This window comes from Embleya sp. L77 (assembly GCF_055557415.1).
The window spans coordinates 5517224-5540860 of the sequence record NZ_CM145709.1 but is presented as its reverse complement, the minus strand read 5'-3'; the positions used below and the strand labels follow the sequence as shown (position 1 = coordinate 5540860).

The following is a 23637-nucleotide window of genomic DNA, read 5'->3' as shown; positions in this document are numbered from 1 at the left end:
GACGGAGGATTCGTGACCAACCCGATCGGGCCGCTCACCGCGGCCGACGAAGGCTTTCATCACCAGGTCGCCGAGACGTTCGCGACGGTGGCCACCACCGACCCGTCGTGGACCGAGAAGGTCTGTGCGATGGCCGCGGCCCGGGACGGCAGTCTGCAACTGGGCTTCGGGCTGGGCAAGTACACGAACCGCAACGTGATGGACGGCTACGCGGGCGTCTCGCGCGGGGTCGAGCAGCTCACCGTGCGCGCCTCGCGCCGGTTGTCGCCCGCACCGCACACCACGACGGTGGGGCCGATCCGCTACGAGGTGGTCGAGCCGCTCCGGGTGGTGCGCTTCGTGCTGGAGGCGAACGAGGCCCAGCCGATCGCCTTCGACTGGACCTTCGAGGCGGTCGTCCCGGCGGTCTGCGAGGACCGCACGCACAACCGGCGCGCCTATCGCACCACCGCCGACCTGGTGCGTTATCACCAGACCGGGGTGGCGTCGGGCTGGGTCGAAGTGGACGGCGAGCGCACCGAGATCACCCCCGACACGTGGGTGTCCACGCGGGACCACTCGTGGGGCACCCGCTACGACGTGGGTGCGCCTGCGGCCGACCTGGAGCCGGCCGGGATGCCCGCGTCGATGTCGTTCCGGATGATCTGGGCGCCCATCCTGATGGAGCGTCGGGACGGCAGCCGATACGCGCTGTTCCTGCACTACCAGATCACCAGTGGGCCCGGCTTCGCGCAGAAGCGGGTGATGGGCGGGGTCGAGCACCCAGACGGCCGGGTGGACGAATGGGCGGACCTGGTACCGGACTTGAGCTACGACCCGGTCAACCGGCGGCTGCGCGGAGGGAAGTTGCACGCCACGATGGCGGACGGTTCGGCCCGGCCGCTGGAGGTGGAGGTGGTCTCGGCGACCGGCTTCCACCTCGGCGCGGGACTGTACTTCGGTCTGGACGGCCGACACCACGGCGAGTGGCGGGGCGACCTGCACGTGGAGGGTGAGCGGATCGCGGACTGCTCGACCCCCGAACAGGCCCGCCGGCTGCACCAGATCCGGGACACGGTGGTCCGAGTGACCGACCCGGTCGGCGGCGGGGTCGGCTGGGGGAACTGCCAGCCGATCGTGACGGGCGCGGACCCGGCACTGGGGCTCACCGCGGAGTCCTCGTTCATGTAGGGCGTGGGCGGCGGCCCTCGCGTGGTTGTCGGGTGCGCCGCCTCGGGCGCACGGTGGAGCGGGTGCACGGTGGAGCGGGTGCGCGGTGGTTGGGTGCACGGTGCTGCGGGCGCACGGTTGTCGGGTGGCGCGGTGGCGTGGGTGCCCGGTGTCGAACACGCCGCGGTGGGCCGCGGCTTCTTTCTCGGTCGGTACACCGCTGAACACGCAGCGCGAGCCATACGATGCTGTCGACCTTGATCAGGGGAAGGGACGTCAGCCATGCGCAGGATCCTCATCGTCGGTGCCGGCCAATCCGGGCTCCAACTCGGCCTGGGGTTGCTGGCCCACGGCTACGACGTGACCGTGATGACCGAGCGGACGCCCGACGAGATCCGCGCCGGGCGGGTGACCTCGACGCAGATCATGATGCCGTCGACGATCGCGCTGGAGCAGCCGCACGGCCTGGACCTGTGGTCCGGTCGGGTACCGCCGATTCCCCGGGCCGGGTTCACCATCCCCGGCCCGGACGGCACGCCGGTGGTGAACTGGCTGGGCGACCTGGGTGGCGCGCAGTCGGTCGACCAGCGGATGAAGATGCCAGCGTGGATGGACCTGTTCGTGGCCCGCGGCGGCAACCTGGTGGTGCACCCGGTCGCGGTCTCCGACATCGACTGGTACACCCGCAACTACGACCTGGTCGTGGTCGCCGCCGGCAAGGGCGAACTGGTGTCGATGTTCGACCGGGATCACGACCGGTCCCAATTCACCACCCCACAGCGGCAGTTGGCCGTCGCGTACTTCCACGGCGCGACACCGCGCCCCGAGGTCGGCTACGACGCGCTGCACGTCAACGCGATACCCGGAATCGGCGAGATCATCATGTTCCCGGGCCTGACGCTGACCGGCCCGTGCGACATCATCCTGCTCGAAGCCGTGCCCGGCGGCCCGCTCGACGTGTTCCGCGACGTGCGCGACCCGGACACCCACTGGGCGGTGATGCGGGACCTGGTCCGGCAGTTCGCGCCGTGGGATCACGACCGGATCAGCCGCGCCGAACTCACCGACCCGATGTGCGTGCTCAGCGGCGGCTTCTCCCCCATCGTGCGCAAGCCGATCGCCGAACTCCCCTCGGGTGGGATCGCTTTGGGCATCGGCGACGTCCTGGTCACCAACGACCCGATCAGCGGCCAGGGTTCCAACAACGCCGCGCGGGCCGCAGACCTGTATCTGAACGAGATCGTCGCGCGTGGCGATCGCCCGTTCGACGCCGCCTGGATGCAATCGGTGTTCGACGCGTTCTGGTCCCGCGCCCGACACGGCGTCAAGTTCTCCACCTTGCTCCTGGGCGTGCCCCCGGAGCACGTGCAGATGTTGATGGGCGCGGGCAACACCTGCCCGGCCGTATGCGACGCGGTGATGAGCGCCTTCGACAACCCGGTGGAGTTCGAGGAGTTCATGTACGACCCGGAGAAGACGATGGCGTTCCTGACGAAGGTGGGCGCGCTGTAGGCCGGCCTCTCCGCGCCGACCCGTCGACCACACGCCGAGCGGCGACCGGGCGACGGTACGGCCGGTGACCCCTCGCGCGCCGCGTCGGCCGAGGTGTCACCGGCCGCTCCGCGGCGTGCCCGCCCCACCGGCTCGCCCGGCCCCCAGCAGGCCGCCGGCCGCGTGCGGCGGCCCCGCTCATCCACCCGACGATCAAGAATCGGTAACGGGTCCGAACCGATGTTGGGGCTCCGTTCACCCACCGAAAACCCTGCCGTCGAGTCGTGCACGCCGGCTCCGGACAGGCTCTACGGATCGCCGAAGCCCTGGAGAGCCGTCCCATGCACCCTGACCGCGAAGCCCGATCGCTCCCGATGCCCACCCCGGCGCACCCCGGGCCGGGCCTGGCCGTGACGTCCGTCACCGGCAAGGCGAGCGAACTCGGCCGCCCCGACGGCCAGGGCCCGTGGTGGGCCACCGCGACCGCCGAGATCACCAGCACGAGCGGCAACCCGGTCGCCGGCGCCTGGGTCACCGCCGAGGTCCGCTCCGACGGCCACACCCTGAAACACTTCGGCCTCACCCGCCGCGACGGCACGGTCGACTTCGGCATCCCCGTGCTGTGGAGCAACGACGCAACGGTGACCGTCACCACGGTCCGCCACCTCGAACTCCCCTACCACCCGGCCCTGTCCACCGCCCACGAGGTTCGCATCCAACGCCCCCGACACAACGCCTGACGCCCGACCCGACCCTCGGGAAGCATCCGAACCCGCGTTCCGGGTCGTCATCCACGACTGCGGCAGCCCCCGCGAGTCCGGCGACGAAGTCGCCCGGCACAAAAAAGCCCGACCCGAGAGTTTTCGCTCTCGGGTCGGGATGCCGTCGTGCCCCGGGTGGGGGTGGGGACACGAGCGGCCGGGGATGCGAGATCCCCGAACGGCTACAGACCCTGGGGGGGATTGGGCTGCGCCTGGGCCACTCGGAAAGGGGGGAGTCCCGTTGGTTCCGAATGGACCGTCGTTCTGAAGGCTAGTGAAAACCGTGGCCGAAGAACACCTGTCGACCCGACCGGATTCGTCCCGAGGCAAGGGTTTAAGGCGCACTTAAGGGTCGATCGGGGTCGTGATACCGGGCGGCACATGCACGGTGACTCACAGTGAGAAGATCCCCGCATCCGAGCACTCTCCCCCGCGATCGAACCGAGGTCGGACCGCCCGCAAATCGGGACCCGAACCGAACAACGAACCAGTCGGCAGGCCGACTCCGAACCGGCCGCCGACCACCGACCGAGCGACCCCGAACCGTCGCCGAACCACCCCCGGCCCCGCCCCCGTGCCACTCCCGAACCAACCCCCCGCCCACTCACCCGACCCCCATCCGTCGCCGACCCCGCCCGCCCTTCCCCGCCCGCCGACTGCGCCGGACGACCGCCTCCGTGCGCCCGCCGCCCAGTCGCACGCTGATCTCCGCGCCCCCCAGCACCGACCGACCCAACCCGACCTCCCCGCCCGTGGCCTCGGCAAGGCGCCGGACGATGTCCAGCCCCAGTCCCGTGGAGCCGTCGCCGCCCTGCCCGTGCCCGCGCCGCAGCGCGCTCTCCGGGTCGGCGATCCCCGGGCCGCCGTCGGCCACGAGCAGGATCACCGCGTCCCGACCCGAGTGCAGGGTGACCGAGAACGGCACGCCCTCCTCCGTATGCCGGAACACGTTGCCCAGCATCGCGTCGAGCCCGGCCGCCAGGTCGCCCCGGGGCACCGGAACCCGCACCGGCTGGTCCGCGCCCACCAGTTGCCACGGTCGGTCCTCGTCCTCGGCCAGCGCCGACCAGAAGTCCATCCGCTCGCGCACCACTTCGGCCGCGTCGCAACCCACCGCCTCGATGCTCGCGCTCGATCGCCGTGCCGTTCGGATCAGTTCGTCGACCTCGCGCTCCAACTGCGCCACCGCGTTCCGGGTCTGTTCCGCCACCGGGTCCTCGCCCAGCGCCGCCGCGTTCAACCGCAGCGCGGTCAGCGGGGTGCGCAGCCGATGCGACAGGTCGGCGGCCATCTCCCGCTCGTTGGCCAGCAGTTGCTCCACCCGATCCGCCATCGTGTTGAACGAGGTGGCGGCTTCCTGGAGTTCGGAGGGGCCCTGCGGCGCGATCCTGGCCGCCAGGTCGCCCGTACCCAGCGAACGGGCCGCCGAGGCCAGACCCCGCGCCGAGCGCACCACCTGCGCACCGAGCCGGTCGGCGACCACCACGGAGCCGCCCACCAGCACCACCGCCACGCCGGTGAGCACCATCCAGGCGGTGTTGACGCCGTTCTCCAGATCGCCGTCCGGGACGTACACCTCGATCACGGTGATCCGCCCCTGGTCCAACAGCAGCGGTTGCAACAGCGCCCATCCGCCGCCCGCCCGGACCCGGAACGAACGCGCCGACTCACGCGCGGTGGCCACACTGCGCTCGCCGGCCCGCGGACGACCCAGCACCGAACCGTCCGGCAGGTGGATCGCGATCCGGCCGCCGGAACCGGCCGGCACGCTCGCGATCGCCGGTTCCAGCGCCGCCCGGTCGGTGGTGATCACCAGCGCCGGCTGCAACGCGGCGGCCTGCCGCTCGGCGTCGGTGAACGTACGGTCCGCGGCGATCTCCCGGATCACCAGGACCAGCGGGATCAAGAACGCCAGCGCGACCATCGTGGTGACCGCCAGCGAGACCCGCACCAGCGTTCCCCGCACCCCCTTCGGCGCCCGGGGCGGCTTGCCCTCCCGGCCCCCCGAAGCCTGCGCCCGGCCGCCCGTACGCGAACCCGCCGACCCGTCCCCGCCCGACCCGACCCCCGCGCCCGAGCCCGACGTCGGCCTCACGCCGGCGGCTCCAGTCTCACCCCGACACCCCGCACGGTATGCAGATACCTCGGCTCCCGCGCCTTCTCGCCGAGCTTGCGACGCAGCCAGGACAGGTGCACGTCGATGGTCTGGTCGTCACCGTACGACTGGCCCCACACCTCGGCAAGAATCTCCCGCCGCGGCACCACCGTCCCGGCCCGCGCGGCCAGGAACGCCAACAGGTCGAACTCGCGCCGGGTCAGCTCCAGCTCTTGCCCGTCCAGGTGTGCCTCACGGCGCCTGGTGTCGATCAGCAACCCACCGACCGTGAACACGTCCGGCGTGGTCCGCCCCCTCGCGCGGCGCAGCACGGCCGACAGGCGCGCGCCCAGGTGTTCGCCGGAGAACGGCTTCGTCACGTAGTCGTCGGCACCCGCGTTGAGCAGCCGGACCACCTCGGCCTCGTCGTCCCGTGCGGTCGCGATGATCACCGGGACATCGGATATGCCACGCAACATCTTCAATGCCTCGGAACCGTCCAGATCCGGCAGACCGAGGTCCAGGATGACCACATCGAAGGGGTATTGGGCGACTTCGCGCAACGCTTCGAGAGCCGTTCCGACGCTGCGAACGGCGTGTGAGGACGACGTGAGATAGCGGATCAGCGCCGAACGTACGAATTGGTCGTCCTCGACCACGAGCACCTGTGCCATGGTTCGGAACCGTACCCGTAGTCTCCGATCCGGCCGGCCCGGGAGGCGAACACCGGGGCTGGAACGAAGGCTGGAGGACAGGGCTCGTGCGGAGAACCATCACATCGGTCTCGGTGTGGCTCGCGGTCACCGCGATGGCCGTCGCGCTGTCCTGGTGGGGCGTGCGCAGTGTGTTGCGCGACACCGTGTTCCAGCCGCCGCGGGCACCGACCCTGGTCGCCGGGGACGAACCGCCGCCGACGATGAGTTCTCCGCCGCCGACGTCGGTCGCACCGCCGGCCGGCGAGGCGCCCGACCTGATCTCCGCCATCAACCGCACGCCGCCGCCGACCTCGGCGCCCCCGTCGCCGTCCGCGTCCACCGCCACGCCGTCGCCGAAGCCCGCGACGACGCCGGTCGTACCGCCGGCACAACTTCGGGAGGATCCGCCGGCTCCGGCGGTGCAGAGCTTCGAGGTGCGGGGCGGGCGGGCCTCGTTCCGGTATCAGGCCACGAGCGTGACGCTGATCGCCGCGACCCCGAACCCGGGGTGGTCGGTGAAGGTGTGGCCCGGCGACAAGTGGATCCGAGTGGACTTCGTCAGCAACCGGCGGACCTCGTCCGTGTTCGTGGTCTGGAACGGACACCAGCCGATCGCGTCGACCTACGAGGGTTGAGCCACGAGGACCCGGGTCGCCACCACGGGGCGGATCGGCCGCGCTACCGGTTCTTCCCGACCCTGACGAACTCGGCGAATTCGGCGACGATCGCCTTGTCGAAGGCCGGCAGGTCGTCCGGCTTGCGGCTGGTGATCAGCGTGTTGGTGCCCGCCGTACACACCACCACCGCCTCGTCGACCCAGGTCGCGCCCGCGTTCTCCAGGTCGGTGCGCAGGCTCGGCCACGAGGTGAGCTGCCGTCCGCGCACCACGTCGGCCTCCACCAGGATCCACAACGCGTGGCAGATCGCCGCGACCGGCTTGCCCTCGGCGAAGAACCGCCGGACGAACTCCACGGCCTTCGGCTGCGTGCGCAGGAAATCCGGGTTGGCCAGACCGCCGGGCAGGACGAGCGCGTCGAAGTCGCCGGATCCCACCGCGTCGATCCCGGCGTCCACGTGGAACGCGTCGGCCCGGTCGAGGTGGTCGAAGCCCCGCGCCTCGCCGGCCTTGGTGGAGATCAGTTTCGGCAGGCCGCCGGCCCGTTCCACAGCCTGCCACGGCTCCGTCAGCTCCACCTGCTCGAAGCCCTCGGGGGCGACGAGAAACGCCACGCTCAGACCCTGAAGCTCGGATGCCATGCGGCACATCCCTCCGTGCGGTGCGGCGGCAACGGTTGCCTCGGACCGCCTGCCCTACCGGGCGCACGACAAACGCGGCACGGGCACGACACCGGCGCGGCACGGGCACGGGCACGGCACCGGTCCGGTCCGGTCCGGTCATCGGGCCCGACCACATCCGCAGCCGGGTCGCACCCGGACCGGGCCGGACCGATCCGACCGACCCGGCCTGGGCCATCCGACCCGGCGCCCGACCCCCACCCCGGCGTTCGAGCGCGCTCCGAACCCGCGGCCCGACCGGCTACAGGTCCTCGAGCACCTCGGCCGCCGTCGCCCGCAGCCCCCGAGCAGCCCGGGTCGCGGTGTTGTACGCCTCGTCGCCGCGTCCGTCGGTGAACGCGTTGGCCGCCTGGATCAGGCCCTGTGCGCCCTTGAGTACGTCGACCGCCGCCGCGAGCAGCGCCTCGCCGCGCGCGTCCTGGCCGGCCTCGCCCGCCAGGTGGGCGAGCTGCTGGGTGAGCACGGTCAGCCGCATGTCCACGCCGCGGGCGCCGGACAGCGGGGCCGGCCGCGGATCGCGCACGCTCGGCACGCCCTGGCGCGGGGTCGGCACGCCCTCCGGCGTCCCGCACAGCGGGCACACCTCGCCGAGCGCGAGCAGACCGCGCTCCGGGTGTCTGGGGCACGGCGCCGAACGCGGACGCGCGTCCGCCGCGTCCCGGGCCCGACCGCGCCGCCGCCGGTTCTCGCAGAACAGGCACTTGTCCCGGGCGTCCTCATCGACCGGGCCGTACGGGTGCTCGTTGCACAGCGTGGTCGGCGCGGGCGCGGCCAACTGGCCGAGGAGTCGGCGCGTGTTCGCCAGTTGTTCGGCGATCGCGTCGTATGCCTCGGGCGGACTGGTGTTGCCCAGGAGGTCGACCATCTCCATCAGGTTCTTGGTCGAGCGGACGAGTGCCTTCGTATCAGGTGCCACGCCTATGGACTGTAAATGATCGGCGGGACATCACCGCACGATCAGGACTTCGAGGGTGCGCGGCCCGTGCACCCCCTCGACCCGGTTCAGCTCGATGTCGCTGGTCGCGGACGGGCCGGAGATCCAGGTCAGCGGTCGCCCCGGGGCCAGCCGCTCCAGCGCCTGCGGCACGGACGCGACCACGTCCCGGGCCCGGACCACGCACAGGTGCCAGTCCGGCACCAGGGTCAACGCCCGGCGGCCCTGTCCCGGTCCCGCGTCGAGCACGATCGTGCCGGTCTCGGCGATGGCAACGGCGGCGCCGGTGAGCACGCCGTCCGCGGCGTCCAGGTCGGCGGTCGTGAGATGCGGGAGAGGGTGCTCAGGCCTGTTATTAATAGGATCATCGGACAAATCACCGATCGATCCATACGTCCAGCCGTCCGGTACACACACCCCCGCCGCGAGCCCCGCAGTCCATGCCGCCGGCAGCCCGGCCGGTGTCACCACCCGTCGCGCCCCGCGCCGTTCGACCGCCTCGGCGACCGTGTCCGCGAGCCCGTTCTCGGCGACCTCGTGGACGACCGCCCGGTAGTCGCGCAGATGTTCGGCGAACAGTTCGAGCACGCCCTCGACCGCGTGCGCCCGCGCGTAGTCGCGCGGGACCGGGAACACCTCGTCCCGCGGCACGTCCACCAGCGCCCGCCGCACCCGGTTCAGGATCACGTCGCGCGAACTCATCGCCCGCCCCCCTCGATCTCGTCGGCGCCGCCGTCCTGGATCCGGTCGGCCTTGATCTCGATGCCGTTCGCCTCGATCCCGTCCGTGATCCCGTCGGCTCCGATCCCCTCCGACTCGCCGACCGGGGCCGCGGGCGCCGGACCCGTCGGGTGTACGCCCGCCTGCGACGCGTCCGCGGGGCCGCTCCGCTCCCGCACCCACCAGTCCCGGAACGATTCCGCCGGCACCGGCGGGATCGACCGGCTGTCCGTCCAGGCCGCGCCCGGGCCGGGTGCCCGCTTGGGGATCAGCTTGCGCGAGCGGGCCGCGACCCGCTGTACCCGGCGCAGTCGCCCGGGGTCGTCGAGCACCCACTCGGCCGCCCGCATCGCCGCCTTCTCCGCCCGATGACCGCCGCCCTCGACCACCTTTTCGCGCAGATGCACCAGCACCTCGGGGATGTCGATCGCGACCGGGCACACCTCGTAGCACGCGCCGCACAGCGAGGACGCGTACGGCAGCGACGCGGTCTGCGCGTCCACGTTCCCGGTCGCGATGCCGCCCAGTTGCGGCACCAGGATCGCGCCGATCGGCCCGGGATACACCGACCCGTACGCGTGGCCGCCGGTGCGCTCGTACACCGGGCAGACGTTCAGGCAGGCCGAGCAGCGGATGCAGCGCAGCGCCTGCCGGCCGGTTCGATCCGCCAGCACGTCGGTCCGGCCGTTGTCGAGCAGCACCAGGTGGAAGTCCTGCGGGCCGTCGCCGGGCGTGACCCCCGTCCACATCGAGGTGTAGGGGTTCATCCGCTCGCCGGTCGAACTCCTGGGCAGCAGTTGCAGGAACACCTCCAGGTCGGCCCAGGTCGGCACCACCTTCTCGATCCCGACCACCGAGATCAGCGTGTCCGGGAGGGTCAGACACATCCGCCCGTTGCCCTCCGACTCGACCACCACGAGCGTGCCGGTCTCGGCGACGACGAAGTTGGCGCCGGAGACCGCGACCTTCGCGGACAGGAAGCGCTCGCGCAGGTGTCGGCGCGCGGCCTCGGCCAGCGCGGCCGGTTCGTCGGTCAGGCCGGCCGGTGCCGGCACGCCCCATTCGCCCATCTCGCGGACGAAGATCTCCCGGATCTCGGCCCGATTGCGATGGATCGCGGGCACCAGGATGTGCGACGGCAGGTCCTCGCCCAACTGCACGATCAACTCGGCCAGATCGGTCTCGTAGGCCCGGATGCCCTCGGCGGCGAGCGCCTCGTTGAGCCCGATCTCCTGGGTGACCATCGACTTGACCTTGACCACCTCGGTCTCGCCGGTGGCCCGGACCAGGTCGGCGACGATCCGGTTCGCCTCGGCCGCGTCGGCGGCCCAGTGCACGGTGCCGCCGGCGGCGGTGACCGCGGCCTCGACCGCGAGCAGGTGTTCGTCGAGGCGGCGCAGCGTCCGGTCCTTGATCGCCGCGCCGGCCGCGCGCAGTTCGGCCCAGTCGGCGAGTTCGTCGACCACCAGGGCCCGCTTGTCCCGGATGGTGTGGGTGGCCTTGCGCAGGTTGTGCCGCAGTTGGGCGTCGCCGACCGCGGCCCGGGCCGCCTGCGGGAACGGGGGCATGCCGACGAAGGTGGCGCCCGTCGGCGGGACGGCCTTGCTCATGCCGGCTCCTTCTCGGTGGAGGCGAGGATCTCCGCGAGGTGCAGGACGCGCATCCCGGTGCGTTGACGGTCCATCAGGCCGCCGATGTGCATCAGGCACGAGTTGTCCGCCGCGCACAGCACCTCGGCTCCGGTACCGGCCGCGTGCCGGACCTTGTCGGCGCCCATCGCGGTGGACACGTCCGGGTTCTTGACCGCGAAGGTGCCGCCGAAGCCGCAGCACTCCTCCTCGCCGGGCAGGTCGAGCAGTTCCAGGCCGCGCACCTCGCGCAGCAGCGCGCTCGGCCGGTCGCCGAGCTTCATCAGGCGGCGTGAGTGGCACGTGGGGTGATAGGCGACCCGGTGCGGGAAGTAGGCGCCGACGTCGGTGACGCCGAGCACGTCGACGATGAACTCGGTGAGGTCGTACACCTTCGGGACCACCGCCGCGACGTCGGCGGCGAGGGTGGGGTCCTGGGCTCGGGCGGCGGCACGCGGGTGGTTGTCCCGGATCATCGCGCCGCACGACCCGGACGGAGTGACCACCGCGTCGTAGCCGGCGAAGGTGTCCGCGAACCGGCGGACCATCGGCTCGATCCGCGGGCCGTAGCCGGTGTTCCAGTGCATCTGTCCGCAGCAGGTCTGGGCGAGCGGGAAGTCGACCTCGCAGCCCAGTCGCTCCAGGAGGCGGACGACGGCCTGCCCCGTGCGGGGGTAGAGCGTGTCGTTCACGCAGGTGATGAACAGCCCGACGCGCATGCGGCGGCCTCCTCGTGGTGGGTGGGCGCGGATCGGGAGTCCGGGCCCGGCCTTGTGGCCCCGGTCTGGACTCGGAGTCGGAGTCGGAGTCGGGGTCGGAGTCGGGGTCGGAGTCGGGAAACGTGTGGTCGGACCACAGTGTGGTGTGCACACGGTAAGGGCATGTCATGCTGTGCCACAAGACGCGGGCCCCCGGCCCGCACCCGGAATCGCTCCCGAGGAGCCCCTGTGAACGACGGCCCGGACTGGCGCCCGGTCAAGCGCGTGCGCGCGTTCGAGGAGGTCGTCGCGCAGATCGAGGAGCAGATCTCCACCGGCCGGCTGCGCGCGGGCGACAAGCTCCCGGGCGAGCGGGCACTGGCCGCCGCGCTCGGGGTCAGCCGCCCGTCGGTCCGCGAGGCGATGCGCGTCCTGGAGGCCATGGGCGTCCTGGTCGCCAACACCGGCAGCGGCCCCGAGGCGGGCGCGATCCTGGCCGGATCGGCGGGCCCGGCGCTGACCGGCGTGCTGGGACTGCACCTGGGCCTGGCCAACTTCGCGGTGGACGACGTCGTGGAGACCCGACTGTTGATCGAATCCTGGGCGGTCGAGGCCGCCGCACGGCACGCGAGCGAGGCCGACCTCGACCGGCTGCGCGCGATCGTGGCCGGGATGGACGCGCCGGATGTGTCGGCGGAGCGGTTCAACGAGCAGGACACCGAATTCCACACCGCGATCGCGGAGTTGTCCGGCAATGCGCTGGTCGCCACGTTCATGCGCGCACTGCGCGACACGGTACGTCGGCACCAACAGCGCGCGGTGGCCGAACTGGGCCCGGACACCGGCGCGTTGCGTGCGGATCACCGGGCGATCCTGGCCGCGATCGAGGCCCACGACCCGCACGCGGCCGCCGCGGCGCTGGCCGCCCACCTGCGCCGCGCGTATCCACGGGTGGCACGGATTCGTGCGGACCGACCGGCGGATGGGGATTCGGACTGACGGGGCGTCATGTGCCTTGTGGGGTAAGGCGATCCGTTTTATGAGTGGGTGGGGCGGGCGGGAATCGCCCGTCCTGTGGTTCGGTTCCGGGGAAAGCTTGGAACGGTCTGGTAACCCACCGCGTTCGCCCGGCATACTGCGCGGCAACGTACAGCGCAGGAGGTCGCGAGGATGCTCGGGCACGACCGGATCGACGCGGAGACGTACCACCGGGACATCGTCCCGGGATTGCTCATCGGGGAGCCCGGCAAACGGGCCGAGGCGGGATTGCGCGGGCTCGATCCGCTCGGCATGCGGATCGGCGAAGGTGCGTGGACGTATCGCGCGCACGGCGCACGGCTGCGGATCGTGGAGGGGATCGACCCGGACGCCACGTGTGTGGTGCGGTTGTCCCCCGACGCGTGGACCGACCTGGTCACCCTGCTGCGCACCGCGGCGGCGCTCGCCATCGCGGGCGACGTGCACACCGAACGCGGGAGTGTGCACGAGTTGTTCCGCTGGGAGCCGGTGCTGCGCGCGCTCTATCAGGGCATCGAGATCTATCTTCCGCACGGCAGGGAGGTGTTCGATCGGCACGGTCGACCCGTGGACCCCGCCGCCGAACTGACGCTCGATCACTCGGATCGCGAACTCGCCGACCACTTCGAGGCGACCGGGGTGATGCGGGTGCGCGGGGTGTTCTCTCCCGCCGAGATCGCCGTGTTCGAGGCCGAGGTGGATCGGCTCGCCGCCGAGGCCCGACCGGACGACGACCGGTCCTGGTGGGCGGAGCGCGAGAACGGCGAACAGGTGTTGTGCCGGATCGTCTACGCGAGCGAGCGCTCGGCGCCGATCGGCGCGCTGGCCCACGATCCGCGTCTGGTCCGACTGGCCACGCTGGTGCACGAGGACCTCGCGGCGTCCACCGACCGGATGGAGGGGATCTCGGTCCTGCTCAAGCCGCCCGGTCGGCTCAAGGGCCTGGCCAACATCCCGTGGCACACCGACTGCGGGCTCGGCGGCCATCACATCATGTGCCCGTCGGTGGCCATCGGCATCCAACTGACCGGCTCCTCCGCCGAGAACGGCTACCTGGAGGCGATCCCGGGCTCCCAGGGCCGCACCTGTCCGCAGCCGAGCGCCGCCGAACTCGCCGAGTTGCCGCACCTGGCTGTGCCCACCGATCCGGGCGACGTGACGGTGCACATGACCGACGTGCTGCACGCCTCCCCCGCACCGAGGGGGGTGGGCGGGCGACGCACGATGTACGTCACCTTCCATCCGCCGACCCTGTTCGAGCACGTCGGTCCGGGCGAGGCGGTCAACGACCTGATCCGCAGTCGCAGTGCGGGCGAATTGGAGGCCGGGCTGGGGCGTTGAGCCGGCGGTCGGTCGCGCCGCGGCCGGATCCGCGGCCGGGCTCGGCTCAGCGGTGCGGTGCGGCCGGGACGGCCGCGGATTCCACACTGAGGATGCGGTCCAAATGGGTGATCCGCAGCACCCGCGCGGGCTGCGGGCCGACGCCGCACACCACGACGTCGCCGTCGCGGTCGCGCAAACGGCGGTAGCCGTACACCAGGCTGCCCAGGCCGGACGAGTCGATGAAGGGCACGCCCGACAGGTCGATCCGCAGACTGCGCGCGCCCTCGTCCACGAGCCGGTCCACCGCCCGCCGGAACACCGGCGCGGCCGTCATGTCCATGTCGCCCTGCACGGACACCGTGCCGCCGAGGTCGGCTTCCATCGTGGTGTGCACGATGCACGGCCTGGCCGAGAACGATGTGTGATCGACGTCGTCCGGTGGGAGATCGTCAAGGCTCATGTGGAGCACTCCACCTGATCATGTGTCGGTTCGGTCGCGTACCGCGCGACCGCTCGGTACGGTTCGCACGTCTCGGGAGGAATCTCCGCATCCCTCCCGGAAACGACAGGACCGCATCGGCACCCTACTCGTCGCATCGGCCCCTCGTGGACCGTCTTCCCCTATAGGTGTGATTCCGGCGGAACCCACACCCGCGCGACGTTTCCGGTCGTACGGTGAAGGTTGCGCGAGCGCCGGCGCGAGCCGGCTCGAAACGCACGGACGCAAGGGATTCCCCAGCCATGACCGGACAACGCCCCTCCGGGGACGAGCGCGGCGGCGACACTCGGGAGCCGGCCGCCGAGCGGCGGACCAACGGCTTCAAGCCGCCACGCGTCCCGGACGAGCCCGCGCCGCCCACGTGGTCGCTCGGCGACGTGCTCGACCGGAGCGACACCGGCGTGGTCGTCTTCACGCCCGAGGGCACCGTGTGCTACCTCAACGCCGCGGCCGGGCGACTGTTGCCGGATTGCGCCGTGGGCAGCGCCCTTTCGATGTTGCCCGCGACCGGAACCACGTGGCAGGGCGAGATCTTCGACCGGCGCGTGCGCGGTCGGCGGGCGGTGTTGGCCGACGGTCACTACGCCTGGTACGTACTGGACACCACCGCCGAACGGCGGCGCGAGGACGCACTGTTGGCCGAGCGCAGGCGCAAGGTCTTCCTCGCCGAGGCGGGCCGCATGTTGTCCGCGACCACCCATCCGCGCCGGCTCACCGATCTGGTGACCACGCTGCCGGCGCGCGAACTGGCCGACTGGGTCGCGCTGTCCGTGCCGAGCATGGAGGACGGCCGGCTGCGCACCACCTACGCACCCGCCACCGGCAGCCCGATCGCCCGGGTGACCACGGGTCTGGGCGCCGCGTGGACCGCCCCGGCGGGGGTCGGCCGGGTGCTCCGCACCCGGCGGCAGGAACTGCACCCGCTGATGGACCAGGCGTTGCTCGCCCGACTGGTACCGGACGAGGCGGTCGCCGATCTGGTCGCGGTGGACGCCCGCTGCGCGCTGGTGGTCCCGGTGCACACCGACGACGACGCGCCCTCCGTACTGACGTTCGTGCGCTCGGCGACCTCGGACCCGTTCACCGAGGAGGAGATCACCCTCGCCGTCGACTACGCCGAGCGGGTGGGTGTCGCGCTGCGCACGTCGCGGTTGTACGTCGAACAGGACCGGCGCACCATGCTGTTGGCCCAGGCGCTCGTGCCCGGCCCACTGCCGGAGGTACCCGGTGCCCGGATCGCCGCCCGCTATCGGCCGGTCGCGCTGACCGACGGCCTGGGCGGCGACTTCTACGCCGTGCACCCGACCCCGGTCGACGGCACCTGGGCGTTCTCGATCGGCGACGTGTGCGGACGCGGCACGCCGGTGGGCATGTTCAGCTCGCGGTCGCTGCTGATCCTGCGCACCGCGGCGAGCGCCGGCTGCGCGCCCGCGCACCGCATGGCGCTCCTGGACGCCGAGTTGACCCTCGGCGACCCCTCCCTCGTGCTCACCGCGATCACCGGCGACTGCTCGGTGCACCCGGACGGCTCGGCGCTGATCCGACTGACCTGCGCCGGGCATCCGCCGCCGCTGTGGATGGATCCGGCGGGTCGGGTGCAGGCGATGGCGTTCACCGATCCGCTCGTGGCAGGCATCCCGGGCACCGTGTTCGGCGAGCGGGAATTACCGCTGGCACCGGGCTCGACGCTGCTCCTGTACAGCGACGGGGTCACCGAGGCGCGCGACGCGGACGGCGAGGCGTACGGCGTGCGGGCGCTGCGGCACGACTTGGCGTCCTGCGCGGGCATGCCGGTGGACGCGCTCGTGGAACGCCTGGAACAGCGGCTGATGGTGCACCTGGGCGACGCCCCGGTCGTGGACGACGTGGTCCTGCTGGCCGTTCACATCCCCTACCGGGACGACGACGAGGCGCTGCCGAATCTGGCGGAGCTCGGCCGCCCGGTTCCCGACGAGCATCCGGACGGCGCATGACGCACGTGGTCTCCGACGAACTCGACCTCTTCCTCGCGCACATCGGACGGGCGGACGAGGTCGAGGCACTGACCCTGGTCCGCGACCTGCTCGGCAGGGGGGTGCCCGGCGAACGGGTGTTGACCGACCTGGTGATCCCGGCGCTGCGCACGGTGGGCGAGCGGTGGGCGACCGGCGAATGGACCGTGGCGCGCGAACACGGCGCCTCGCACATCACCGGTCGGGTGGTGCACCTGATCGCGGACGCGACGCCGCGGCCACGCTGCGCGGCCCGGGTCGTGGTGTGTTGCGCGCAGGGCGACTGGCACGGGCTGGCGTCCACGATCCTGGCCGCGCTGTTGCGGGCGCGCGGCATCGAGGCGATGGTCCTGCCGCCGGGCACCGGCGCGGGCGAACTGGCCCGCGTACTGCCCGATGCGGGAGCGGATTCGGTCGCGATCGGCTGCACGGTCTCCACCGCGCTGCCGGGCGCGCGGGCGATGGTCGAGGTGGCCCGGCGGGTCGGCGTACCGGTCCTGGTCGGCGGCCCGGGCTTCGGTCCGGACGGCCGCTGGGCGGGCCTGGTCGGCGCGAACGGCTGGGCGCGGGACGCCCGGCAGGCCGCCGACGTGCTGGCGAGCCCGGACTGGCCCACGATCACCACGCCGGCCCCGCGGCTGCGCCACCTCCCGGACGCCGCCCACGACGGTGTCGGCCTGCTGCGCACCCCGCTGGTCGCCGCGGGCATGGCCGCCCTGGTCCCGATCGAGGGCGAACGCTCGGACAGCACGATGCGGGACGGCCTGGTGACCGCCGTCGACGCGCTCGCGGTCTCGCTCTTCCTCGACGACCATGTGCTCTTCGTCGACTTCACCCGCTGGTTCGCCGACGTCCTGGAGCACCGCCAGGTCAAGCGGGAGGCTCTCGCCGCGGCCTACCGCGCCTTCGCCACGCAACTGGCCCACATGCCGCGAGCGGGCAGCACCCTGACGGCGGCGGGGGCGGTGTTGTAGGAGCGAGGGCGGGGCTCGGCCGGCGGCACGGCCCCGGCGGGTCAGCCCGCGGCGCTCAGGTCCTCGTCCGTGGGGGTGTCCTCGCACAGGGCCTCGTCCAGGTCCGGGTGGACGTCGAAGAGGCGGCGCAGGCCGAGGGCGGTGAAGACACGGTTGACGTGGTGGTCGTTGTTGCTGGGCATGACCAGTCGCAGGGTGCCGCCGGTGGAGCGGAGCAGGCGACGCGCGGCGACCAGGGTGCCGATGCCGGTGGAGTCGAGGAATTCCACCCCGGTGAGTTCGAGGACGATCCGGTGGTCGCCGTCGGCGACCGCGCGTCTGACGTGCTCGCGCAGTTCGGGGACGACCGCGTAGTCGACCTCCCCGAGCACGTGCAGCACGGTCCAGCCCTGGAGATCGTCCTTGATCACCTGAAGAGTCACGCGCCGGCAGTCCCCTCGCCCATGGTGTCCTGAGCCGCGCGACGCAGGATGCCCGCAACGATCGGCGACCCGCCCCCATCGGATGCGCCGACGGATCCGGGGAGGCCCTGGACACGTGGCTCGGGAGCCGGGTGGTCGGCCCGGCCTGTGACCTACCGTAGTGGGCCCCGGGAGCCGGGGCAGTGACGATCCGGTCACGTACGGGTCTCGGTTGCAGCGTACACGGATCGTCGGACGCCGCTCCGGAGCGGCATCCTCCACTTTGCCGACCCACTCGATGACACAACGTCACATCGGACGACGCGCCGAAAAAGTGGGCGATCGGATCGGGAAAGCGCTGCTCAGCGCGTCGTCCACGGCACGTCCGCGACCACCGTGCACGAACCCGGCGCGATCTCGGTGAATCCCGCGTCGCGCACGACCGGCCGACCGCTCGTCGTCAATGCCGGCCACGCGGCCGGTTCGGCGACCCGGACCGCGAGATCGAAGTCACGCTCCGCCCATTCCTTGCGCCCGGCCGGACCCATGCCCAGCCACGCGAGGTGACTGCCGTGCCCCACCTGCGCCATGGCCTTGCCGGCGGTCATCTCCAGCGTCGGGTTCAGCCACAACACGGGCTGCCCGGGCGCGGCGGCGGGCGGCGCGGCCGGTTCGTCCAGGTCGGTGCCCGAGACCTGCAGTTTGGCCAGGTCCTTGGGCCATCCGTCGAGCGGGATCGGCGGGTACACCCGAACCTCCGCCGTACGGTGGGCCACCGTGATGCCCTGCAGCGTGTTCGCCCGCCGCCACTCGCCGCCGCGGGCGCGCCGGACCACCTTGCGGATGCGGTGGCCCTGCCAGGCCTCGACCACGTCGTGCCATTCGCCGTCGGGGTCGGTGGAGCGCGGGTCGGCCAACAGGACCAGGACCGCGCGTGCGGCGGCCTCCAGGGCGTCGGTTCGGGCCGGCGGGTCGTCCTTCTCGATGTGCGCCACGAGGGGCAGGACGTATTCGATGGTGCTCACGGGTCGATCATGCCTTGCTCGTGGCCGCGTGGCCCCGTGGGGAGTCCTGGGCTTCCTGGCCCGGTTGCCGTTGCGGTTCGGTGGGGATTGTTTTGCCCGCCCGCCCACCCGTTGCCTTGGGGGCGGAGGGCTGGGGATTCAGGGCCTCGGGGTTGGCTGTCGGCGCCCCGAGGCCCTTGGCGGCTTCTAGGCTTCCATGGCTCTTGTGGTCAGGAAGCGGGCGATGGTGCCGATGGCTTCCTGGGATTCGGGCATGGTCGGGTCGATCGCGGGCCAGGCGTGCGGGACGTCGGGGACCAGATGGGCCTGGACCGCGACGCCCGCCGTGGCGGCCCGGGCGGCGAACGCGGTGCTGTCGCCGAGCAGGGCCTCGTGGCAGGAGGCCAGGAGCAGGACCGGCGGCAGGCCGGACAGGTCGGCGAACAGCGGGGACGCCAACGGATCACCCGGATCGTGCAGTTGCAGGTAGATCTCGGCGGCCTCGCGCAGCGACTTCTTCGAGATCAGTTGGTCGGTGGCCGCGTTCGAATCGTACGTGGGCTTGGTCACGGTCAGGTCCAGCCACGGCGACAGCAGCACCATGCCGGACGGCAACGGCACCCGGGCGCCCCGGGCCGCGATGGTCAACGCCGCCGCCAGCCCGCCGCCCGCCGAGTCGCCGCCCACGAACGGAGCCGGATGCGTGTCCCCGCTCGTGTCCACGATCGTGTCGTACACGTTCGCCACGTCGTGCAGCGCGGCCGGATACGGCGCCTCCGGCGCGAGGCGGTATTCGACCAGTACCACCCGGGCCCGCGCGGCCAGCGCGAGCCGCGAACCGATGCCCAACCAGCCAGTTGCATCGCCCATCCGGTAGCCGCCGCCATGGAAGTAGAGCAGCGTCAGCGCCGGGTCCGGCACCTCCAAAAACGTGCACGGCACGCCGCCCACCAACTCCTGACGCACCGTCACGCCGGCTTCCGGCTCCTGGCGATACGCCGCGGTGCCTCGCCGCCGCGCGTCCAGTTCGTCCGACGCGGGCCGCCCTTCGCGTACCGGCGGCAGATTCCAACCATCCAGGCCCATCCGTGCCCCTCCCCAACCGAAACCCGAGTGTCCACACACCCGATGCCCACCCGACGGCTGCCCCGATACCGGATCCCACACGCCCGGCAACGGACCGACTGTCCGGGTCCTCACCCGACGGTGCCGTGCGGCCGACAGCCTCGGGGAAACCCGAGTACGGATCAAGTGATTGGCCGGGTTGTGACATGGGGCCGGCGCAATTGGCCGCCGGGTGCACCGTTCGGTTCGTACCATGTGGCGCGCGGGGTCCTTCGAACCGCTCCCGGACCGGCGCCGGGGAATCGGTTGTCGCGAAGACGACAGCAGGAGGGGGGTCCGTCACATGGTGGTCCGGGTGCGTGTTCTCGGCCATGTCTGCGTAGACGGCCCCGCGGGGCGCGCCGCGGAGGATCTCCTGGGCGGCCCGCAGGCCCAACTCGTGTTCGCCGCGCTGGCGCTGGGGCGCCGGCATCCGGTGCCGCGCGAGGAACTGGCCGCCCTGCTGTGGCCCGAGCAGGCGCCCAAGTCCTGGGAGGGTGCGCTGCGCGGCGTGCTCAGCCGGGTGCGCGGCTTCCTGGGCCACGCCGGGTACGACGCCTCGTCGGTGCTGCGCCACCGGGCCGGCTGCTACGTGTTGTCCCTGCCCGAGGGCACCGAGGTCGACGTGGAGGCGGCCGAGAGCGCGCTGATCGAGGCCGAGGCACTCGCGGTGCACGGCGCCTTCGCCCAGGCCCGTTCCCGGGCCCACGACGCGCACGAGATCCTCGCCCTGCCGTTTCTGCCCGGCCAGGACGGCGACTGGGTCAACGAGCGGCGCACCCGCTGGCGCTCGGCCCGGCTGCGCGCGCTCGCCGTGTCGGTGACCACCGAATTGCACCTGGGCCGGGCCGACGCGGCGGTGACCCGCGCGGGCCAACTCGTCGATCTGGATCCGTTCCGGGAGAGCAGCCACCGCCTGCTGATGACCGCACACGCGGCCGGCGGCGACCGGGCGGCGGCGCTGCGTGCGTACGAGCGATGTCGGCGCCTGTTGGCCACCGAGTTGGGTGTGGGACCGTCCCCCGAGACCGAGTCGGCCTTCCTGCGCCTGCTCGGCGACGCCGCGCCGCAACCGCTGCCGGTGCCCGCACCCGCCGCGCGGTTCGCCTCGCCCACGCCCGGCGGGGACGCCCCGCCCGCCCCGGCGCCCACCCGCTCGGCGCACGACGTGTTCCCGCACGGTGCCCCGGGGCCGATCGTCGGCCGCTCCGCCGAACTGCGCCTGCTGGAGGAATCCACCGGGGCCGACGTCGGTTCGCGCGTGGTGCTGGTCAGCGGCGACGCCGGCATCGGCAAGTCCTTCCTGCTGAGTGAATTCGCCACCCGCGCCGGCCGCGACGCACTGGTGCTGACCGGCCGCAGCGACGAGGGCGTGGCGGCGCCGTTCCAACCCTTCGTGACGATGCTGCGCGCGCACCTCGCCGACGTCGCGGCCGACGAGTTGCGCGAGCGCGTCGGCGACCTGGGCGGGGAGTTGCACCGGCTGCTGCCCGAACTGCCCCTGGCGCCGGCCGGCCTGACCCAGCCTCAGGGGCCGCCCGACTCGAACACCGAGCGCTACCGGCTGTTCGAGGCGGTGGCCGGGGTGTTCCGGCACGCGGCCGGCCGGGGCGACCTGGTCCTGCTGCTCGACGACGTGCACTGGTCCTCGACCTCGACCATGCTGATGCTGCGCCATGTGGCCCGGGCCCTGGTCGGCACCCGCGCGGTGCTGGTGATCGCCTACCGCGACACCGGGCTCGGCCCGGTCCACCCGATGACCAGGCTGATCGCCGACCTCTACCGCGACCTGCATCCGCTGCACGTGCCGCTCGGCGGCCTGGACGTGGCAGCCCTGGTCGAACTCGCGCACGTACTGGCCGGCCCGCTGCCGCCGCGCGCGGAGGGCGTCCGGGCGCACGTCCTGCGCGAACTCAGCGACGGCAACCCGTTGCTGGCGACCGAACTGCTGCGCCAGTGGGCGGACGTCAGCGACTGGTCGGCACTGGGCAAGAGCGTGCCTGCGGACGTCCCGCGCCGGGTGCGCAACGTGCTCCGCCAGCGGCTGCTGGGCCTGCCGCAGTCCACCCTGGAGGCGCTCACGGTGGCCGCCGTGGTCGGCCCGGCGTTCGACATCGACCTGGTCGCCGCGGTGCATCCGGGCGGCTTCGACACCGTCGTGGACGCCCTCGACGACGCCGAACGCGCACACGTGGTGCGGGCCGAGGAGACCGACCGCCCGGGCCGCTTCACCTTCGTCCACGCCCTGGTCCGCTCCACGCTCTACCAGGAGTTGCCCACCGCCCGCCGGCTGCAACTGCACCGCAAGGTCGGCCTGGCCCTGGAGGCGCGCGGCGACCGGGACGCGCACCTGCCCGAACTGGCCCACCACTTCCGGCTGGCCTGCCGGTTCGGCGAGGCCCGCCGCGCCCTGGACTACGCCTGGCGGGCGGGCGACGAGGCGCGCGACGGCGGCGCGTTCGAGGTGGCCGCCGAACACTACCGGCAGGCCCTGGAGGTGCTGCCGATGGTGAGCGATCCGGCCCCGGAGACCCGCTGCGACCTGCTGCTCTCGCGCGGCGCCGCGCTGGACCGGTGCGGCGATCGGCGCTGCCGGGAGGTGCTGCGCCGGGCCGCCGAGGAGGCCCGGGCGTTGTCCGACCCGCGCCGGTTGGGCCGGGTCGCGCTCGCCATGGTGCGCCTGGGGCAGGTCTACCAGGTGGGCGTGGACCTGGAGTTGGTCGCGTTGCTGCGCGAGGCGCTGGCGGCGCTGCCGATCGCGTCCGGCCTGCCCGCGGACGTCGCCCTGCGTTCGCTGCTGCTGGCCGCGCTCGCGGTGGCGCTCACCTTCGGGCACGACCGCGAGGCACGGCTGACCATGCTCTACGAAGCGCTGGACACGGCCCGCGAATCGGGCTCGCACGATGCGCTGGCACAGGGCCTGGAGGCGCACCACCTGGCCGCGTCCGGCCCGGATCTGGTCGACGAACGGCTGCGGATGAGCAGCGAGTTGACCGTGCTCTCCGGGCTGACCGGTGATCAGGAATCGTTGTTCCGCAGCCACTTGAACCAGGCCTACGACCTGGTCGTGCGCGGCGCGATCCCGGCCGCCGAGCGCGAGTACGCCCAGGCGCAGCGGGTGGCCCGGCGGCTGCGGCATCCGTGGTTCACCTGGGAGGTGTTGATCTACCGCTGCGGCCTGGAACTGCTGCGCGGGCGAACCGCACGGGCGGCCGACGTCCTGGCCGACGCGCTGCGGTTGGCCCGCCGATCGGGGCTGCCGCGCGAGGCGGTGCGCTCGTTCAACCTCGCGCAGATCCTGGCGGTGCGCTGGGAGCAGGGCCGGTTGGGCATGATGGCGCGCCGGGCCGCGGTGGCCGCGGACTGGTCGCGGGACGTGTCCTGGTGGCGGATCCAGGCGTGCTGGGCGGCGTCCGCGTCGACGGATCCCAAGGCGGCGCGCGAGGAGTTCCACACGTTGTGCGTGCCGGGCTTCGCGGGCATCCCGATGGACCTGCTGTGGACCGGTTCGCTGATGCGGCTGGGCGAGGTCGCGATCGAACTGGGCGATGTGGAACGCGGTCTGCTCGTGAGCGAGGCGCTGACCCCGTACGCTGAGCACCTGGACTGGACCGGCTCCTCGCTCGGCCCGGTGCGCCGGGTGCTCGGCGGGTTGGCCGCGCTCGTCGGCGACGGGGCCGCGGCGCGCACGCAGTTCGAGGCCGCGTACGCCCGGTGCGTCGAGTTGGGGTTGCCCGGACACGCCGAGCGCACGCTCGGGGACGCTGTGCGTCTGCTCGGCGAACCGCTGGACACCGGCGTCTCCTCGCTCCGCTGACTGGCTGTCACCTTGCGCTTTCGCGCTGCTCTGACGCTGT

Annotated in this window: 20 protein-coding genes; 9 read left to right on the top strand and 11 right to left on the bottom strand. The window is 72.5% G+C overall.

Annotated elements, in window-relative coordinates; genetic code table 11:
- Window positions 1-12 precede the first annotated feature (12 nt).
- The 3 genes from ACZOOI_RS23725 (at window position 13) to ACZOOI_RS23715 (ending at window position 3380) form a co-directional block, all read left to right on the top strand.
- Window positions 13-1170, top strand: a complete 1158-nt coding sequence (locus ACZOOI_RS23725; protein WP_465277708.1) for an Rv3169 family protein — start codon at window positions 13-15, stop codon at window positions 1168-1170.
- 261 nt (window positions 1171-1431) lie between these two features.
- Complete coding sequence (locus ACZOOI_RS23720) at window positions 1432-2661, top strand: styrene monooxygenase/indole monooxygenase family protein (RefSeq protein ID WP_465277707.1); 1230 nt, start codon at window positions 1432-1434, stop codon at window positions 2659-2661.
- A gap of 320 nt (window positions 2662-2981) precedes the next feature.
- Complete coding sequence (locus ACZOOI_RS23715) at window positions 2982-3380, top strand: hypothetical protein (protein WP_465277706.1); 399 nt, start codon at window positions 2982-2984, stop codon at window positions 3378-3380.
- Window positions 3381-4005: 625 nt separating this feature from the next.
- Here the strand turns inward: ACZOOI_RS23715 and ACZOOI_RS23710 are convergent.
- The gene (locus ACZOOI_RS23710) at window positions 4006-5367 is read right to left on the bottom strand and encodes a sensor histidine kinase (protein ID WP_465277705.1); all 1362 of its coding nucleotides are present in this window, start codon (window positions 5365-5367) and stop codon (window positions 4006-4008) included.
- 125 nt (window positions 5368-5492) lie between these two features.
- The gene (locus ACZOOI_RS23705) at window positions 5493-6170 is read right to left on the bottom strand and encodes a response regulator transcription factor (protein WP_465277704.1); all 678 of its coding nucleotides are present in this window, start codon (window positions 6168-6170) and stop codon (window positions 5493-5495) included.
- 86 nt (window positions 6171-6256) lie between these two features.
- Here ACZOOI_RS23705 and ACZOOI_RS23700 point away from each other — a divergent pair, with 86 nt between their 5' ends.
- On the top strand, window positions 6257-6826 hold the full coding sequence (locus tag ACZOOI_RS23700) for a hypothetical protein (protein ID WP_465277703.1): 570 nt from the start codon (window positions 6257-6259) through the stop codon (window positions 6824-6826).
- A gap of 43 nt (window positions 6827-6869) precedes the next feature.
- On the opposite strand, the gene ACZOOI_RS23695 is transcribed toward ACZOOI_RS23700, so the two are convergent.
- The 5 genes from ACZOOI_RS23695 to ACZOOI_RS23675 form a co-directional block, all read right to left on the bottom strand.
- Complete coding sequence (locus tag ACZOOI_RS23695; RefSeq protein ID WP_465281266.1) at window positions 6870-7427, bottom strand: type 1 glutamine amidotransferase domain-containing protein; 558 nt, start codon at window positions 7425-7427, stop codon at window positions 6870-6872.
- Between the two features lie 301 nt (window positions 7428-7728).
- Window positions 7729-8403 carry a hypothetical protein gene (locus tag ACZOOI_RS23690; RefSeq protein ID WP_465277702.1) on the bottom strand — a complete coding sequence of 225 codons (675 nt, stop codon included), beginning with the start codon at window positions 8401-8403 and terminating at the stop codon, window positions 7729-7731.
- Window positions 8404-8433: 30 nt separating this feature from the next.
- Window positions 8434-9123 (bottom strand): LutC/YkgG family protein, encoded by a 690-nt coding sequence (locus ACZOOI_RS23685; RefSeq protein ID WP_465277701.1) that lies wholly within the window; start codon window positions 9121-9123, stop codon window positions 8434-8436.
- Window positions 9120-10751, bottom strand: a complete 1632-nt coding sequence (locus ACZOOI_RS23680) for a lactate utilization protein B (RefSeq protein ID WP_465277700.1) — start codon at window positions 10749-10751, stop codon at window positions 9120-9122. Before ACZOOI_RS23680 ends, ACZOOI_RS23685 begins: the two co-directional genes overlap by 4 nt.
- Window positions 10748-11488, bottom strand: a complete 741-nt coding sequence (locus tag ACZOOI_RS23675) for a (Fe-S)-binding protein (protein ID WP_396007230.1) — start codon at window positions 11486-11488, stop codon at window positions 10748-10750. Before ACZOOI_RS23675 ends, ACZOOI_RS23680 begins: the two co-directional genes overlap by 4 nt.
- A gap of 228 nt (window positions 11489-11716) precedes the next feature.
- Here ACZOOI_RS23675 and ACZOOI_RS23670 point away from each other — a divergent pair, with 228 nt between their 5' ends.
- On the top strand, window positions 11717-12466 hold the full coding sequence (locus ACZOOI_RS23670) for a FadR/GntR family transcriptional regulator (protein ID WP_465277699.1): 750 nt from the start codon (window positions 11717-11719) through the stop codon (window positions 12464-12466).
- 171 nt (window positions 12467-12637) lie between these two features.
- Window positions 12638-13825: a phytanoyl-CoA dioxygenase family protein gene (locus ACZOOI_RS23665; protein WP_465277698.1), complete on the top strand. Its 1188-nt coding sequence runs from the start codon at window positions 12638-12640 to the stop codon at window positions 13823-13825.
- A gap of 46 nt (window positions 13826-13871) precedes the next feature.
- Here ACZOOI_RS23665 and ACZOOI_RS23660 read toward each other — a convergent pair whose 3' ends face one another.
- Window positions 13872-14267: an STAS domain-containing protein gene (locus tag ACZOOI_RS23660; RefSeq protein ID WP_465277697.1), complete on the bottom strand. Its 396-nt coding sequence runs from the start codon at window positions 14265-14267 to the stop codon at window positions 13872-13874.
- A gap of 281 nt (window positions 14268-14548) precedes the next feature.
- Here ACZOOI_RS23660 and ACZOOI_RS23655 point away from each other — a divergent pair, with 281 nt between their 5' ends.
- On the top strand, window positions 14549-16279 hold the full coding sequence (locus ACZOOI_RS23655; RefSeq protein ID WP_465277696.1) for a PP2C family protein-serine/threonine phosphatase: 1731 nt from the start codon (window positions 14549-14551) through the stop codon (window positions 16277-16279).
- Window positions 16276-17271, top strand: coding sequence for a cobalamin B12-binding domain-containing protein (locus ACZOOI_RS23650; protein WP_465277695.1), 996 nt, complete (start codon window positions 16276-16278; stop codon window positions 17269-17271). Before ACZOOI_RS23655 ends, ACZOOI_RS23650 begins: the two co-directional genes overlap by 4 nt.
- 41 nt (window positions 17272-17312) lie before the next feature.
- Here the strand turns inward: ACZOOI_RS23650 and ACZOOI_RS23645 are convergent, their stop codons facing one another.
- From ACZOOI_RS23645 to ACZOOI_RS23635, 3 genes are all read right to left on the bottom strand, one after another.
- Complete coding sequence (locus ACZOOI_RS23645; RefSeq protein ID WP_396007225.1) at window positions 17313-17693, bottom strand: STAS domain-containing protein; 381 nt, start codon at window positions 17691-17693, stop codon at window positions 17313-17315.
- Between the two features lie 341 nt (window positions 17694-18034).
- Window positions 18035-18697, bottom strand: a complete 663-nt coding sequence (locus ACZOOI_RS23640; RefSeq protein ID WP_465277694.1) for an aminoacyl-tRNA hydrolase — start codon at window positions 18695-18697, stop codon at window positions 18035-18037.
- Between the two features lie 186 nt (window positions 18698-18883).
- Window positions 18884-19762, bottom strand: coding sequence for an alpha/beta hydrolase (locus tag ACZOOI_RS23635; RefSeq protein ID WP_465277693.1), 879 nt, complete (start codon window positions 19760-19762; stop codon window positions 18884-18886).
- Between the two features lie 334 nt (window positions 19763-20096).
- On the opposite strand from ACZOOI_RS23635, the gene ACZOOI_RS23630 reads away from it, so the two are divergent.
- Window positions 20097-23597 (top strand): ATP-binding protein, encoded by a 3501-nt coding sequence (locus ACZOOI_RS23630; protein WP_465277692.1) that lies wholly within the window; start codon window positions 20097-20099, stop codon window positions 23595-23597.
- The last annotated feature ends 40 nt before the right edge of the window (window positions 23598-23637 follow it).